The organism is Paenibacillus sp. P4_A9, assembly GCF_056402415.1.
Window position 1 is genome coordinate 267,321 of sequence record NZ_JBFUHL010000002.1, and the last position, 16,577, is coordinate 283,897.

Below are 16,577 nucleotides of genomic sequence, written 5' to 3' on the forward strand. Positions count from 1 at the left end.
CGATGCAGCTATACGGGCAAGACTGGACGCGGCGAGAGCTGGAAGCGCGAGTCGGTCATTTGGGGCAGATCTGCGGTATCCGGAGGATGAAGCTGACGGAAGGGAAAGAAGCTGGAGTCGAGCTGATTCGAGTTCGAACGGGGGCTGGTCTTGCCTGCGACATCGTCCCTTCCAAAGGGCTTGATATTTCATCAACAGAGCTGTGGGGAGTGCCGATTTCCTGGCAGTCGCCTAATGGCGATACGTCACCTGCTTATTACGAGCCGGAAGGAACTGGATTTCTTCGCACTGCGTCAGGGGGGCTCCTCATGACTTGTGGGCTTGTGCATGTTGGATCGCCAAGTGTGGATGAGACCGGCAGCTACGGACTGCATGGACGAGCGCATCATACGCCGGCCAGGCAAGTCAACATTCGAGAAGAATGGATAGGTGATCAGTTGGAATGGAGTGTGTCCGGAATTGTGGAAGAAACATCCATATTCGGAGCCAAACTGCGGTTACATCGTACCATATCCGGCCGGTTTGGTGAAAACCGCATTTCGATCGCTGATCGGGTTGAAAACATTGGGTTTACCGCATCCTCGCACATGATGCTTTATCATTTTAACTTTGGTTTTCCGTTGCTAGGAGAACAAACGATGATCCAATTTCCTCCGGCTGAAATTGAACCTCGGGAAGCTGGATTGCCAGTAGAAAACTGCGCTAATTGGGAGAGTCCTGATCCTGCGGCATCTGAAAGTGTTTATTACCATCATCTTCGTCCCCTTGCCTCTGACGATACCGGTATGGCTGAAGTGCAAATTCATAATCCATCATTTCCATCCGGCGGCGTCTTACGTCCGGTTACAGCCAAACTGCGCTGGTCGGCAGACACGCTGCCAATGCTTGTGCAATGGCGTATGCCTGGGGCTGGTGAACATGTCTTGGGACTTGAACCGGCAAATTGTAAGGTGGAAGGTCGCGCGGCAGAACGGGAACGCGGCTTGCTTCGTATGCTCGCTTCAGGGGAATCCGTACTTTACCGGCTGGATTTGATCTTATAGAATAAATACAGATTAGTTTTATCGTGAAAAATCCGGCGGGAGGCCGTTCGTATATGCAGATTGGAATGAATAGTGGATTCAATGCAAGACAGCAGCAGATCATGGAGCGGATTACCTTCGAAGGGGAGGTCAAGATCACCGATTTAAAGGAAGCGTTCCAAGTAACAGAGATGACGATCAGGCGCGATCTGGAAAAGCTGGAGGAAGCGGGTTGTATTAAGAGAACGTTTGGTGGAGCCATTTTCGTTGGGAAAGATGTTGCCTTGCTAGAACGCTCTGGCGTATCCATGGAGGAGAAGATGAGGATCGGTCGTGCAGCTGCTGAACGGATTCGTCCCGGCGAATCCATTTTTATTGACGGCGGGACGACTACCCTGCAGATTGTGCGGTATTTGCCTTCTGGCATGAACATTACCGTCGTGACGAACGCTCTTAATGTGGCGAGCGAGCTTTCGGGCAAACACATTCCAACGCTGATGACGGGAGGTATGTTGCTTGAGGCAACATCTTCTTTGATCGGTCCTGTTGCTGTTCAAACGCTGGCGGGGATGGCGTTCAATCGTATTTTCCTAGGTTCGACCGGCGTCAACGTTGAGCATGGCTTTAGCAATTCGAACATTTATGAAGCGGAAATTAAACGAACCGCTATCAGGCAGTCGCAAGAAACGAATATCGTGCTTGATCACACGAAATTCGGATCTAAGGTGCTTTTTTCGTTTGCACCGCTTTCAAGTGTACACCGGATATTGACGGATCGCTTGCCGGAAAATGATTTGGTCCGGGCCTGTGATGAAGCGAATGTGCATATAGAAGTTGCCTATTAAAAACTTAGGAGATGCTGAATAAAAAAAGCTGCCAAGGAGGCAGCCGTTTTAAGTTAATGATGTAGAAGAAACGATCCTGCAGAGGATCATTTCCTGTGAATTTTCCTTACTGCAAAAAGATAAACAATCGTGGGAACCGGAGCTTGAATGAGGCCCCAAATGCCCCAAAACCAAGGGTAGCGGGCACCTTGCCTACGTGAGTCAACGTACAACCATGTGCTTTGTACGAGCATAATTAATGCCAGACCGATCCAGGCCCAAAGGGGCAGTTGATCGAATTTGGACTCAGTTGTTGTCATGAGAATCCACCTGCTTTCTAAGGATTAGCCAAGCTAACGGAACCAGTATGGCCGCAGCTTGGATGGAGAGGAAAGCAACGGGCTGTGCAGCTACCGTCAGATAAAACACATAAAACATTAGTATCGCGACGATCCATAGGATCACCAGGTCGCGCATTAATTTAGTTCGCCGTTTGCTCTGCGTCGCGGCGATCTGTTGGTCAAACCAAGCTGAGCTTGGCATCGGCACGTGGAAGGCAGCATCGAGATGGTCTAGCCCCTCGCGCAGCTCGCTCACCGCCTGCTCTCCGCCGTCAGCCTGAGGGTTATCATCCTTCGCGGCCGAACGTCGATCCTTCAAATCCTCATCCATCTACTTCAGCTCCTTCTGTAGTTGTTTCAATGCATTGCGCACGCGGAAATTGTACTTTACTCACGAATATAGATTCTCTCACCCGTATCCGGGTTATAGTAAACCCGTTGCTTCTCCTGAGTAACGGGATCTATGTTAACTTCTTCTGTGCGGATAAACCCATTCGGAATAGCCCCGGACTTTCTTCTTTTGTAGCGTTTGTCATAGTAAAGCACAGATAATATAATGAGCACTAAAACGATGACGGCCTGAACACCATAGTATCCAAGGATCCAATTCATTCGCTGTCTTTTTCAACTACTACGGCGGTGCCGTAAGCTATGATTTCGCCCATGGATTTTCCGATTTCCCCGGAATCAAAGCGGACCATCACAATGGCGTTCGCCCCCATTGCCTGAGAGTTTTGTACCAAGCGGTCCATGGCTTCTTTCCGCAAATCTTCTAGCAGTGAAGTGAACTGTTTGATTTCGCCTCCCACCAAACCTTTGAATGCAGCTTTGATGTCAGCGCCGAGCCCGCGACTCCTAACAATCAGTCCAAAACATAACCCTTTGACTTCTTTGACTTTATATCCCGGAATGGTTTCGGTCGTAACAATGATCATATGTTTACTCCCTCTATAATTTTTTTATTGTCTGGTTTATTCGCGTTCATCGTTCGCCAGCTCCTTCCGTAGTTGTTTTAGTGCATGGTGCACTCTTGATTTCACGGTGCCCTCCGCAAGGGAGAGCATGCCGCCAATTTCTTCGTACGTGTATCCGTAGTAATGCTTGAGAATGAGCGGAATGCGGCTCTCTCGCGGCATTTCCGCCAAGGCGTCTAACACCTCGGGCCAGGCGTCATCCGTGTGGTGTGCAGCCTGCCATTGCAGCTGGCGTAGGGCTTGCTGTTGCTCTTTCTCCTGCCAATTGCGCTCCCAACGTCGTCGTCGTCCCTGATCGATCATTAACCGAGTGGCGATCGTGATTAGCCAGGACGAGAACTTCGATGTCCCGTTATAGAGCTTTATTTTTTCAATACAGCGTGCCATTGTTTCTTGTGTAAGATCCTCTGCTTGCGCGGGATTTAGCGTAATTTTGAGCAAATATTTATACACAAACGCATAATGTTGCTGCAGAAGCTGAGACAGAGCCGCGGTGTCGCCTAGCATGGCTCGACGAATGAATTCGTTTTCTTCCAAGTGATTGAACATCCTCTCTGTCAGATTTCATAAATAGTACGAACAACGCATGAAGATCGTTCACTGCCGCACGAAAAAATAAGTAGAATGATTTAATAGCTTACCACCACAGCGTTTAGACATGTATAATGACAGCAGATAAGTCCATCTGAATGAGAAGAATAATGGGGGACAACATATGAAACAAGGTATATATGCAAGAGCAGGGCTATCCCCAGAAGAACTGGAGGATGTCCGAGCGCTGTGGGAGATATGCAATGCGCATGAAGGCATCGAAATTAAACTAAATTGGGGCACGCTATCCAGCCGTCCTGCCTTGGTGACGAATGATTTTGTGTATTACGAAAATGACCGTATTATCGGCTTTCTGGCGATCTACAGCTTTCTTTCAACCGAAGTTGAAATCAGCGGTATGGTGCATCCGGAGGCGCGGCGCCGAGGGATTTTCAATCAACTTGTTCAAGCGGCGATGGAGGAATGCAGGAAAAGAGAGGTTCCTAAGCTTATTTTCATCAATGAGCATGGCTCGGCAAGCGGGAAGGCTTTTCTGACGAAGCTGGGCGCAGTTTACTCCTTTTCTGAGTATGTGATGGTGATGAAAGAACATATAGTTCCACCTGTTTCCCCTCAAACAGAATTAAGCATTCGCTTAGCGGGCATCGAGGATACCGAGCTTTTAGTTAGACTGAATATGTCGGGCTTCGATATGACAGAAGTCGATACACGCGAATACGTGAAGCAAACCATTACAGGTGACAAGGAACGGACGTGGATTGCGGAGCTTGGCGAGAACAAAGAACCGATTGGAAAACTTGGTGCGATGGTGGAGCCAGGAACTAGCGGGTTTATATATGGATTTTGCGTGTTGCCAGCCTTTAGGGGCAAGGGCTATGGTCGTCAGATTTTGAGTCAAACGATTATGGCACTCCAAGAACAGGATCAAGCGGAGCATATTAAGCTGGAAGTATCGGTTGAGAACGAGAAGGCGCTCGGCCTCTATGAATCCTGTGGGTTTGCAACGAAAAACGCCAATAACTATTACGTGCTCCTCCTCGGCTAAAACAAAGGGATAGCGCAGCAGATCGCTCTGCTGTCTATCCCCTTTTTTGCGTTATGTTAATGATAAATGAGTACAGATGCCCCGCTAATAATCGTGCCTGTATTAAGCCCTGCGCAAATATCCTTCATCGAGCCAGGCTTATCGAAATTGAACACATGAATCGGTACATGGTAGTCCCGCGCTAGAATAAAGGCGGATTGATCCATCACCTTCAAATTGTGTTGAATCACATCGTTATAATGGAGAGATTTGAACTGGAGCGCTTCCTTGTGGTGCTTCGGATCTTTGTCAAAGACGCCGTCCACACCTTGCTTGGCCACGAGAATCGCATCGCAATTCACTTCAATGGCACGCTGCACGGAAGGATAATCTGTCGTAACGAAAGGCTGTCCATTCCCGCCGGCGAAAATGACGATATACCCTTTTTCCAAGTGATGAATGGCTCGTAGACGAATGAAAGGCTCCGCCACTGAAGCGATCGGAATCGCTGTCATAACGCGCACTTCGGCCTCGGTCTTTGCTTTCAAAACACCGCGCAGCATCAAGCTGTTGATGACTGTCGCAAGCGTACCGATATTATCAGCCTCGGCTTTCTCGATGCCCCAGCTTTCACCCATATTACCTCGGAAAATATTTCCTCCACCTATCACGAGGCATACTTCAACGCCTAAATTCACGACGGTCATAATTTCGTTGGCAATATGATCTAGCTGTGTAGGATCGAATCCGAATGAGTTGTCGCCTGCTACAGCCCCGCCGCTAAGTTTAATGAGGACTCGCTTGTACCGTAAAGCCATTACCATATCCCCTCTCTCTCTGATGAGAACGCCTGTACGATGGATGATAGCTGTGTCTGACAAGGAAGTATTGTGTGGCAGCGGATGCTTACAAAAAAACACTAAAGCCTTTACATGCTCTAGTGTTTTTTGTGTCTGCTTTCCTCTGGTTAGAAGTAATTGTACATGAATTAAGCTGGATTTTGCAATTTCTGCGGAACTCGCATATGAACGATGAGCCCAATGATGACAAGGACCAGCAAGGAGCCAAGTGCGACACGGCTTGCTAAGTTTCCGGAGGAGGCCAACGCCCATGTAATCGTGCCGTACAGCAGAGGTCCGACAATCGAGGACACCTTGCCCGAGAAGGCGAACAAGCCGAAGAACTGTCCGCGCTTATCTTCCGGTGTTAACTGCACGATAAGTGTACGTGATGTCACCCACATAGCGCCCATGGAGACGCCGTAGAGGCTGCCTGCTACCCAGAAGATGCTCTGACTCGTCGCCAGGGAGGCGAGTGAGATAGCCACAATAAGAATAAGTGCAACGATGGTTACCGCTCTCTTAGGGCCAATGCTGCGCGTGATATAACCGAAGAGGAAGGAACCGATAACGCTAGACACCGTGGACACCAGATAGAGTAGAATGAACTGCCCCGTAGAAAAGCCCATCACGGTATTCGCATAAATGGCCATGACTGCAATCGCTGTGGCTATGGCATCGTTAAAGAAGAAGTAAGCGATCATGAACGTGAAGGCGGCTTGATATTTCCGGACTTCCTTAAACGTCGCCCAAATCTCGCGATATCCGCTAAGCAGCGATTTCTTGCTAGCCACGGGCTTCTGAGGCTTCTCTTTGTACAAGAACATAATGGGCAACGAGAAAATAAGGAACATGACGGCACTCGGGATGAATGTACTTTCGAAGTGATTATCACTAACGAACAGGAAAGCAATCAGGCCGACGAGCGTGCCCACATAGCCGACCGCTACACCAAGGCCGGAGATTAAGGGAATCTCACGTTCATTGCCCAGATCGGAAATCATGGAATCATAAAATACTAAGCTGGAGTTATAGAAAAATTTAGCGATCATGAAGAAAAGAATGACACCGATAACCGACGTATTGAGACCTAGCCACTCTTGGTCCGTCTTCCATAAGGCCGATGCTCCCATGAGGAGTGTCGCAATGATCGCGATGAGCGTGAAGGGGACAAGGTAGGCTTTCTTTTTACCCGTGCGATCAATCCAGACCCCGAATAATGGTGACAATAGCACCAAGAAGAAGCTAGCAAGTGAATTGGAGTAGGTGATGAAGGTACTCGCAATCTGGTCCATCTCCTCAGTACTGCCTAAGGTTTCTTTCAAGTAAAACGGATAGAACACAGTTACGATATTGGACGAAAAAATGGTATTTGCAAAATCGTACATCGCCCATGCGAAAATCGGCAGGGAGAAAAATAACGCCCAAACACTACGTCCGCGGGCTGGATTGGAAGCGGATTCAAGCTTTGCCATGAGTGGCACACCCTTTCTCTTCACTAACCTCTACTTCTCTAATATATTGGCGATTCTGTACAGAAATCCCTCTATCTTCACGTACTTTACACAATAATAAAATCTCCCCCACCTAAAATAGGTAGAAGAGATTTTTAGTGAACATTTAGAGTTAGTTATCCGATTGGGGCTTAATGATATCAACCTCAATCATATCCTGATTTTCTTGCATTTTCAGCACGTTAATCCCGTTGCGTTGTAAGGTGGTTGAAAGTGTTTCTTTGTTTTGGGCGGGAAAAACATAAGCTAAGCTGCTGTTGTTGTCGAGCAAGCGTTTCGCCACTTGTACGAGTCGTTCCATGGTGAACGGCTTCTTCAGATATTTCTGAATCTCTTTCTCATGATAATCGTGAGGTGGATCGAGTGCAGTCGAAACAATGACCGGCGTTTGTGCGTGCACGGGGTGCTTGTACAGGTCTGCGATGAAATCCCAGCCCGTTTTCTCGCCTTCGAGGTGAATGTCCACGATGAACAGAATCGGACCTTCTCCCTCACAGCGCCGCAACGCGATCATGCCCTCTTCAGCGGAACGCAGCTGGATGGACGGCAGACTCAGCTTATGCAAGGCGACTTGAATTAATTTGGCTAGGTTATCATCATCTTCGAAGATCACGATTTTTCCGTCTAATCCTGAAATTTCATATTGATCTAGTTCGATTCGGAACGTAGTGCCATGTCCCATTTCAGACGTATAAGAGATATCCCCGCCATGGCCCTCCACAATTTCCTTAACGATGGCTAGGCCGAGTCCAGTGCCGCCAATCTGACGGCGGTCGGAGTTGTCGACACGGAAAAATTTCGAGAACATTTGCTCATGTGCTTCCTGCGGAATGCCTAATCCATAATCTTGGATGGCAATTGTAATTTTACCTTCGTGAGCCGAGATGTAAATGTCGATATGATCGGCCGATGGTGAGTATTTAATCGCATTGCTAATGAGGTTATCAAAAACTTGGCGAATACGATCAAGATCTGCCCTTACCCAAAGCTCGGGCTCTTGTTGGTGAAGGACAATCTGATGCAGCTGTTTATCCTGCCATTGCTCAGCAATTTCAGTGACAACGGACTGCAGATTAATCGGTGAGAAGTTGTACGATTGACGACCTGACTCCATCCGCTGCAGATCCAAGAAGTCATTGATTAAATTCGATAGGCGCTGTGCTTCGTTATAAATGGTTTCCATGTACCGTTTCTGCTTCTCTTGCGGAAGCTCACGATGCAGTAAAATTTCGATAAAGCCAAGCACACTGGCCAGTGGAGTGCGCAGCTCATGAGAAACAATGGAGATGAATTCATTCTTCATTTCATCAACGCGTTCTTCTTCGGTTCGATCACGGAAAACGAATAAGTAACCTTGCTGCTCGGTGCCCTCACTAACAACCGTAGCGTATAGCTCCGCGTGTTGGAGCTGCTCGTCCTGTTGGAAGTTAAAGCGCTGTGTCAGATGAGACAGCGAGCGATCAATCAACGCTTCGATGGAAGTGGCTACCCCATGGAAACTAGGAGATGTGGCTCCGATATCATAGCTGCAACTGACTAAATTTTGGCCGATACGTTCGTTAAGTCCGAAATACTGATGCATACGTTGATTGGAAAAGAGAATCGTACCTTGGGAATCACACATCATCATGCCCTCGTGGGCCGATTCTAAAATATTTTGAATAAGATCATGTTGTCCTTCTAATAGCTGTTTCTCAGCAGTGAGTTGATCGTTCAGCTTCGCAAGGCTCTCCGCCTGCTGCAGCTTCTCATCATTCACGACCTGGGCATAGAATGCTAGTCCGAATTGTTTGACTAATCCTTTGGTCAAACGTTGATTATCATCTTGATAGAGCGAGCTTTGGTAACTCGTTAATAAGAGAAAACCAATGACTTCTTGCTTATCATCCGTGAGGGGAATGTATTGGTCGATGGCACGCGTCACGCCGCTGTGTATACCTTGCTCATTACCAGTTACATCACGGGGATGTGTGATCGAAACGCCTTCATCAAATACACGTCTGGCCGGCCCGAAGAGTTCACTGCGGGAAGCTTGAATATGACCTTTGGGATAACCTATGGAATGAATAACCTCGTAGGAGATAGGCCCATCCTCCGTGCGATTTTCGAGGACTACCAAAGCAGCATCCTGCGCCAACGAATTTAATAGGGCGGGCAAAGTATGCTTCAAGAAATCCGTTAATTTCACATAGCCGGTGAGTTTTTCTTGGTAGGAGGAGATCAGCTCCAAATCCCGTTCTCGTTCAGACAGCTTGGCTAGGGTGATCTGCTGTTCCTCCTGCTGGGCAATAATTTCCTCATTCTGAGATTCCAGACTTTCCGCCATGTAGCGGTACGTCTCCTCACTCTTACGAAGCTCTTTCTCTGCATGGAGGGATCGAATGGAAATAGTAATCGACAAGGCTCCTGCAAGAAGAGCAATTAGGCTGCCGATCCTCGTGATCATGCGAGCGGTTGAGGCTGCTTCGTGTGAAGAGGAATAAGCTTGTGATGTAATTTGTTCGATATTATTTTCGATACTCATATGAGCGACGCGATAACGATCCATTAGTGTTTTGCCGCCGTTGACACGGGCTTTCGCTTCTTCAATCTTGCCAGCTCGGAATAATTCCAAAGTGGTGTCATAGTACCTTTGCAAATTCGTAATGGCAGGTATCGCTTGTGTATCTAAAATGATTTGTAGTGTTGGATATTTTTTACCGTAGGTGGACAACGTGTTTAAATCCATAGTGACCTGTTCTCTACCCAGTGTATAGGGTTCAAGGTATTGTTCAGTTCCAGCTAGTTCGTAACCGCGCAGGCCTGTTTCCTGATTAATTAAGTTGGTCAATAAGCTATTGGCTGTTGTTAAAATAGGGATAGCCTCGTTCACGATCGCGTTGCTTTGATTCTCCATATTCCGAGAAGCCAAATTGTTGGACACATTGACGACGATTAATAAAACGACAATTAAAATGACATATAGCAGAGAGATTCGTGATCTCGTGAAGGTTTTCATACCAGTTGGTCACCTAGCTTCTATTAGAATAAAGATCTCACATAGAATTTCGACAAACCTCAACAAATTCCTCTAAAAGTATATTACGTTATATTTCATAACATTGAATATTGCCGAAAGTAGTGTTGTCGTTTAAAATATGAGTCAATGATTCTAGTTGTGTCAAGTAATATAACATATTGTTTTTGAGAAGGAGGCGCACTGTGCAGGTGAAAAACATCAAGATTCCGCCACGTCATGAGGTACGTCCCTATTTTCAACCGATTATCTCATTACAGAGTCAACGCATAATTGGTTATGAAACACTAGGTCGGCGAATCCGTGAAAGCGGTGTGGAGAGCTTAGGTCCCTTTTTCAAAGATCCTGACATTTCCGAGGACATGCAGCTTATGATTGATCGGCATTTGAGAGAGCAGGCTATAGAGCGGATAGCCGCTGCATCTGACAAAAGCGAGCTGTTTATTAACTTAAAGCCTTCTTGGATTTATAGAACCTACAAACGAACGGGTGTCTTGCCAACCATTGAACTCTTGAAAAAATATCAGATAAACCCCGCACGGATTGTCATTGAAATCACGGAAGAAGAATTTACAGGCCATCTTCAAGAGCTGACATGGATTGTTGAACTATATCGTGAATTTGGATGCACCATTGCCATTGATGATGTCGGCAGCGGCTTCAGTAATTTTGATCGAATTGCGAGCCTGCGGCCGAAAATCTTGAAGGTTGACCTGAATATTTTGAAAAAGAGCATCGTCCACGATGGCTATAAGGCAGTCATGCAATCTTTTTCCATTGTGTCAGCACAAATAGGTGCCTCATTGCTCGTCGAAGGCGTCGAAACGAAGCAGGAGCTGCGCAGTGCCTTACAGGTGGGAGCGAGATATGTGCAAGGCTTTCTATTCTCAAAAGCGGAACCTGAGCTGCAGCGACCGGATGCGTACAAAGGTATGCTGGAAGAAGAAATAAAATCGTTCGGTCAGGATGAGTTTCAGCGATATCATCGCTTGCAGAGCGCACATCAAAGGCTGGGTGAGCTCATCAATGCCTCCGTGCATATCTCGAACGCCGAGGAGGCTGATACCGTTATTGAACAAATTATCGATAACGTGACGGACAATTGCATGCGTATGTACATATGCCAGGGAGATGGCTACCAGACCTCATCCAATTATACGCGTACTGAAAACGGATGGAACAAAGATGAGAGCTATCGTCAAGCGAACTGGACGTGGAGGCCCTACTTCATCTCCAACATCCTCATGATGAACCTGCAAAAGCAAGGCATTTTCTCCCAAGCCTATACCGACTTGGATACCTCACGTCAGATTCAGACATACTCGTGTGCGATGGGTGAGGGGTATTATCTGTTCTTGGATTTGGTGATATGAGTGAGGAAGCGTACAGATAGAGACAAATAGAGAAAAAACGGATATGCGTGGAACACAAAAGAGGTTAACCCAGGTGAAGCTTGGGATAACCTCTTTTGTGTGTGGAGCTAGAACTCGAACCCTACGCCTCGACCCACTCGCGGCGGAGCGAGAACAGATCGCGCAGCTCGTCGGTCGACAGCTCGGTGATCCAGTTCTCGCCAGAGCCGACAATCTGCTGGCTGAGGCCGAGCTTGCGCTCGATCATCTCGTCGATGCGTTCCTCCAACGTGCCGAGCGTCACGAACTTGTGCACCTGCACGTGACGCGTTTGGCCGATCCGGAAGGCGCGGTCCGTCGCCTGATTCTCGACGGCGGGATTCCACCAACGATCATAGTGGAACACATGATTCGCCGCCGTCAGGTTGAGCCCGATGCCTCCGGCCTTCAGCGAAAGAATAAACACATTTCGCTGCTCGTCATCCGTCGGCTGGCTCAAGCCTTGGAAGTGCGCGATCATTTCGTCGCGCCCATTCTTGGATGTTCCGCCGTGCAGGAACAGCACTTTCTCACCAAGCTCCTGCTGAAGCACATGCTGCAGCAGGTTGCCGGTCTCGACAAACTGCGTGAAGATCAAGCATTTGTCGCCCTCTTGGCGCAGCTCCTGCACCATTTCGAGCAAGCGCTCCAGCTTGTTCGAGCGTCCGCTCCACGGGGCGCCAAGCCCTTCTTTGAGCAGCAAAGCCGGGTGGTTACACACCTGCTTGAGCTTCGTCAACGCGGCGAGGATGAGGCCGCGCCGCTCCATGGCGGAGAGCTTATCCAGTCGATCGAACATATCCTGGATGTAGTTCTCGTACAACGAGCCTTGCTCCGCTGTGAGCGAGATGAACATTTTGGACTCGTTCTTCTCCGGCAGATCTAGCTGAATGGCGGGATCTTTTTTCTCACGCCGCAGCAAGAACGGGCGGATTAGCTTTTGAACCTTGCCGATCGTCGCCTCATCGCGTGTTTTCTCGATGGCATTCACATAGCGATGCGTGAACTCGCGCACGGTGCCGAGATAGCCAGGATTCGCGAAGTCGAAAATCGACCACAGCTCGGTAAGCCGATTCTCAATCGGCGTGCCCGTCAACGCAATGCGATGATACCCATTCAGCCGGCGGATCGCGGTGGCTTGCTTGGTGTACGCATTTTTAATATTTTGAGCTTCGTCCAGACAGATGGAGTTCCAAGCAATAGCGCCCAGTTCACTCTCATCCAGATGGGAAAGCGTGTAAGACGTCAATACGAGATCATACTTGCCGACAATTTTCTCCTGAAAAGATGAGCCTTTTAACCGCTGCGGCCCGTAGTGAAGGTGGACGCGCAAGGAAGGGGCAAACCGTTTCAGCTCCATTTGCCAGTTGCCTAACACGGAGGTTGGGCAAACAAGCAATGACGGTGTATCCGGCATTTCATTCTCTTTCACCGTGAGCAAATAAGTAATCCACTGGATCGTTTTCCCGAGACCCATGTCATCGGCTAAGCAGCCGCCAAGGCCAAAACGGCGCAAGAACAACAGCCACGAAATACCGTCCACTTGATAATGGCGCAGTGATCCATGAAAGCTAGCCGGCGGCTCAATGGTCGGAATCGCCGAGGTTTGCGTCAGCTGGTCAATCATGTGACGAAGCTGCTCGTTAAGTTCGACCTCCATGTCGAGGTAGCGCATCGCATCTGGATCATCCTCGGCAGGCAGCAAGCCGCCTGCGTCACCGGCAAAATGCAGCTCCAGCACATCGCGGAAGGACAGCCCCTGCTTCTTGTTCACCTGTTTCATAATCTGCTCGACCTGTGCCATGAATTTGGGGTCGAGCTGAATCCAGTTGCCGCGAATCTGGATAAGCTTCCGCTTCTCCTCTAACAACTGACGGAATTCCTCTTCCGTCAGCTCCAAATCTCCAATAGCCATCTTCCAGTCGAACTGCATCAACTGGGTTAAGCCGAACATCGTCTCCCGTCCAGAACCGACGGAAGACTTGATCTTCGCGCGCAGCTTCGGCCGCATCTTGCGGATGCGCTCCCACCACGCCGGCAGGAACACGCTCGTTCCTGCCTCAACAAGGCGGACGCTTCCCTCTGCGAGGAAGCGCCAAGCCTCCTCCTCCGTCAACGTCTGACGGAGGACGCTCTCGCCCGCATCCAGCCACGGCAGGATGCGTACCCACTTCGCCGCGTCGCGCTCGACGCGGGCAATCTCAGGCAGCCACGCCTCTGGCAGTGGCTGTTCCCCCGCGACCGGCTCGCCGACGGTCGTGACGGTGCGCAGCACCTCCGGCGCCAGCCGGTCCTGCAGCAGCACGCGCAGCTGCCAGCCTGCGCCGTGCGCCAGGTCGGGCTCGACGAGCTGCAAGCACGTCCGCATCGGCGTCCGATCCTGACGCCAACCAATGCTGACGAGCCAGTCTTCCTCGTCCAGCCACACCTCGCCGCTGACATCGCCGCGGCGCATTAATGGATACGCAGCTTCGAGCTTGCGTAAATTGTCTTTCATGATCCCGTCGGCATCGACCCATTCCGGGATCAGCGCATGAATCCAGCGTGAAACCGCTGGTGTCTCAAGCGTCTGCAGCTCCTCCGGCAGCTGCAGCTTCCAGCCGATTTCGCCGGACTTCCATTTCTCGTAGTCCGGCATGAATCGACCTGTTGCCAGCGACTCGCGAATAGCAGGAGCTAGCGCAATCACATCTGTGCAAGAAGCATGCCACTTCAATTGAAGATGCTGAACCGGCTGCGGTTCGCTGAAATAATCGAGCGCCTCTAGTGGTTGCAGCTCGAGGCCTTCCCGGTTCTGCCATTCACTCGGTTCCATGAAGGTGCCGAAGAAGGAGGCGCGATGCCAGGCGAATAGCATATGTTTTAAATCAAGAGCATCCCAAATACCGCCGTTTTCACGGGAACCCCATAGAAATAATGACCCGTTAGGTAAGGAACTAACGTGAACGGTCAGCGCGCTGGTTTCGATCATCGAATCCATTTTCCTTTCTTGAGCTCTTCTTGGAAAGCACGCAAACGTGAGAACTTATCCGCTAAGCGGTAAATATAGTGCTCCCAGCGGTCATCCTGGCCGATGTGTTTATAAATGCTATGCAGCTTCTTCAACAGGCGGACTGCCGTCTTGTAAGAAGCCCTATTTTTCTCCAGAACAGCTCGTTCGGCTGCTTGATGATAGAGCGGAAGAAGCAACGCAGAGTCATGCTCTTCGATCGCTTTGAGCTCCATCCCATATAGATTCAAGGGTGAAATCCGATTCGCAAGCTGCAAATCCACCCACTGCCGGTACCGCTTCGTTTGCAGCAAATACGCAGTGTAATAGTAGTAGGAACGTGGCAATAGGGATTCCATCACCTGTACCCACTCGCTATCGTTCGCAAGATGCTTCGTCGTATCCAACCAATATTGGCAGAACGTCCGGAAATCATCGTGATTCGCGTTCGTAATCGAGGGGAATAGCCAGCGCAGCCAGATCAGCATGCGATCCCACTGCCCATCGTTAGCGAATTTATTTAAATAGAGAAAGAAATCCTTCGCATGCGGATGAGCGAGCTGCCCTAGCCGTTCGAAGGCTTGCTCCGTGTGACCCTGCATAATATCAAAATGCGCCCTAGCCGCAAGCAACGCATCCTTCTTCTTCGGAAGCAGCTCCTTCTTAGCCAGAAGACCATCGAGACGCGTTACTTCCTCTTTTTGTGCGCTAGGTTGGTCGGTCAGCTTCCACCAGATGAATCGATACACGAACAACCAATCAACGGGACTGTCCTTGCCTTGCAGGGCGGATTCTCCAACCATTTTCATCGTAGACAGCCAGATCTTCGGCTCCGCTAGGAAAGAGCGATTGACATCGATCCGTTCCACAAATTCGACAAGCTTATCTTCACAGTTTTTGGCGGCGATTTTGCACCCATTTTCATGATAGTAAGACAGGTAAGAGCTTTTCGTTTCTTGATAGAATTGTTCGATCTTCCGCATCATGAACAGTACAATGTGGAACATATAGAGCTCACGTGTCGTATCACGCCAGCTTGCTGCATAAGGCGGCAACGACTCCAAGGCGGACTCATAGAAGGTTTCTATAGAATGCTGATGAGAAATCGAGAAGCCGTGAAATTTCCCTTCAAAGAAACGATGCCAATCGCTAGGCATACTTTCTTCCAAAGGCACATTCGCCTGTGCGGCCGCTTTGCGTTCTTGGATAACAGAAGCTGCCGCACTGCGGGCTGGCTTCTTCCGTGTATGGATTTGTTGCTTTAACTGCTGCAGGACAAGCTCTGGCCGACCATAAGGGGCGTACAGGCTAAAAAACGTAGCACCAATATGCTGACAAAAGCCCTCAAAGGCGCATGTGCAGGTACTCGCAGCGAAATTTTCTAAATGAACTTCTGCTGTATGGATCTGTTTGCCTGCGACGGTTGCGAGGACACTCAGCCCTTTGAGATCAACCTCGGTCACGCGGCCTTTATGATAATACTCCCAACCTTGCTCCAGACGGGTGGCGTCAAAGTGCAGCGGGATTTGCTTAATGAGGTAGTTCATTCGATTTTTGGGAATTTGAAGTTTCAACATGTGATCGTTCCTACCCTCCGAGCGGCGCATTCCTTCTTCCATAGTAACAGATTTTTTCCGAAATTGCCCATTTCCACAGTTTATGCCAAAGAGGATATTTTTAATCCGTCCCCAAAGGGGTTAACCCTGCATTCTTACCTAGAATATGATAAAGTGAAGCTAGAGAAAAATGCTTTTTGGAGGGAGACTGTGCAATGGGCATTAAGTTTGGAAGGGAATACAAAGATATTGTTACTGATTTTGTGCGTGGGATCGAAATGGTGAATGGCTTTTATGAGCTGCTGGAGATGAATGAAGCCGACTGGCAGGAGCTGGATGAAAGTGAACAAGAAGAATGCCTGCGTACGCTGGCTGACGATATATTTTACGGACTAGGCAGTGCACCGGTGATGCAGGTTGGAGCGGGTTCAGTTAGACATGATGCGGGTAACCACGTGCTGAAGGTACATGATGGCGAAAAATTGGTTTCGGTCATCTATCTGGTCTAAAACAGGCAGAACTGCGATATAGAAAG

General features: G+C 49.1%; 14 protein-coding genes. 5 read left to right on the plus strand and 9 right to left on the minus strand.

The window, feature by feature from the left end; genetic code table 11:
• The first annotated feature begins 2 nt into the window (after positions 1-2).
• Both AC1DVJ_RS03480 and AC1DVJ_RS03485 read left to right on the plus strand, forming a co-directional pair.
• The gene (locus tag AC1DVJ_RS03480; protein ID WP_477588380.1) at positions 3-1,043 is read left to right on the plus strand and encodes an aldose 1-epimerase family protein; all 1,041 of its coding nucleotides are present in this window, start codon (positions 3-5) and stop codon (positions 1,041-1,043) included.
• A gap of 53 nt (positions 1,044-1,096) precedes the next feature.
• Positions 1,097-1,867 carry a DeoR/GlpR family DNA-binding transcription regulator gene (locus AC1DVJ_RS03485; protein ID WP_477588382.1) on the plus strand — a complete coding sequence of 257 codons (771 nt, stop codon included), beginning with the start codon at positions 1,097-1,099 and terminating at the stop codon, positions 1,865-1,867.
• A 285-nt stretch (positions 1,868-2,152) separates the two neighbouring features.
• Here AC1DVJ_RS03485 and AC1DVJ_RS03490 read toward each other — a convergent pair whose 3' ends face one another.
• Genes AC1DVJ_RS03490 through sigY form a run of 4 tightly spaced genes read right to left on the minus strand, consistent with a single transcriptional unit; the run spans position 2,153 to position 3,710 of the window.
• Positions 2,153-2,518: a YxlC family protein gene (locus tag AC1DVJ_RS03490; protein ID WP_477588384.1), complete on the minus strand. Its 366-nt coding sequence runs from the start codon at positions 2,516-2,518 to the stop codon at positions 2,153-2,155.
• 56 nt (positions 2,519-2,574) lie between these two features.
• On the minus strand, positions 2,575-2,799 hold the full coding sequence (locus tag AC1DVJ_RS03495) for a hypothetical protein (protein ID WP_477588385.1): 225 nt from the start codon (positions 2,797-2,799) through the stop codon (positions 2,575-2,577).
• The gene (locus AC1DVJ_RS03500) at positions 2,796-3,122 is read right to left on the minus strand and encodes a YbjQ family protein (protein WP_477588386.1); all 327 of its coding nucleotides are present in this window, start codon (positions 3,120-3,122) and stop codon (positions 2,796-2,798) included. The genes AC1DVJ_RS03495 and AC1DVJ_RS03500 overlap by 4 nt, the downstream gene beginning before the upstream one ends.
• A gap of 36 nt (positions 3,123-3,158) precedes the next feature.
• Positions 3,159-3,710 carry an RNA polymerase sigma factor SigY gene (gene sigY / locus AC1DVJ_RS03505; RefSeq protein WP_477588388.1) on the minus strand — a complete coding sequence of 184 codons (552 nt, stop codon included), beginning with the start codon at positions 3,708-3,710 and terminating at the stop codon, positions 3,159-3,161.
• 166 nt (positions 3,711-3,876) lie between these two features.
• Here sigY and AC1DVJ_RS03510 point away from each other — a divergent pair, with 166 nt between their 5' ends.
• Positions 3,877-4,758 (plus strand): GNAT family N-acetyltransferase, encoded by an 882-nt coding sequence (locus tag AC1DVJ_RS03510; RefSeq protein ID WP_477588389.1) that lies wholly within the window; start codon positions 3,877-3,879, stop codon positions 4,756-4,758.
• Between the two features lie 56 nt (positions 4,759-4,814).
• Here AC1DVJ_RS03510 and pyrH read toward each other — a convergent pair whose 3' ends face one another.
• The 3 genes from pyrH to AC1DVJ_RS03525 form a co-directional block, all read right to left on the minus strand.
• A complete protein-coding gene (gene pyrH / locus AC1DVJ_RS03515; protein WP_477588390.1) occupies positions 4,815-5,555 on the minus strand; it encodes a UMP kinase in 741 nt (246 codons plus the stop codon).
• 170 nt (positions 5,556-5,725) lie between these two features.
• The gene (locus tag AC1DVJ_RS03520; protein WP_477588392.1) at positions 5,726-7,051 is read right to left on the minus strand and encodes an MFS transporter; all 1,326 of its coding nucleotides are present in this window, start codon (positions 7,049-7,051) and stop codon (positions 5,726-5,728) included.
• 151 nt (positions 7,052-7,202) lie between these two features.
• Complete coding sequence (locus AC1DVJ_RS03525; RefSeq protein ID WP_477588394.1) at positions 7,203-10,088, minus strand: ATP-binding protein; 2,886 nt, start codon at positions 10,086-10,088, stop codon at positions 7,203-7,205.
• 209 nt (positions 10,089-10,297) lie between these two features.
• On the opposite strand from AC1DVJ_RS03525, the gene AC1DVJ_RS03530 reads away from it, so the two are divergent.
• Positions 10,298-11,479: an EAL domain-containing protein gene (locus AC1DVJ_RS03530; protein WP_477588396.1), complete on the plus strand. Its 1,182-nt coding sequence runs from the start codon at positions 10,298-10,300 to the stop codon at positions 11,477-11,479.
• Positions 11,480-11,600: 121 nt separating this feature from the next.
• Here AC1DVJ_RS03530 and AC1DVJ_RS03535 read toward each other — a convergent pair whose 3' ends face one another.
• A complete protein-coding gene (locus tag AC1DVJ_RS03535) occupies positions 11,601-14,477 on the minus strand; it encodes a DEAD/DEAH box helicase (protein WP_477588398.1) in 2,877 nt (958 codons plus the stop codon).
• The gene (locus AC1DVJ_RS03540; protein WP_477588400.1) at positions 14,465-16,063 is read right to left on the minus strand and encodes an SWIM zinc finger family protein; all 1,599 of its coding nucleotides are present in this window, start codon (positions 16,061-16,063) and stop codon (positions 14,465-14,467) included. Before AC1DVJ_RS03540 ends, AC1DVJ_RS03535 begins: the two co-directional genes overlap by 13 nt.
• 194 nt (positions 16,064-16,257) lie before the next feature.
• On the opposite strand from AC1DVJ_RS03540, the gene AC1DVJ_RS03545 reads away from it, so the two are divergent.
• On the plus strand, positions 16,258-16,551 hold the full coding sequence (locus AC1DVJ_RS03545) for a hypothetical protein (protein WP_477588402.1): 294 nt from the start codon (positions 16,258-16,260) through the stop codon (positions 16,549-16,551).
• The last annotated feature ends 26 nt before the right edge of the window (positions 16,552-16,577 follow it).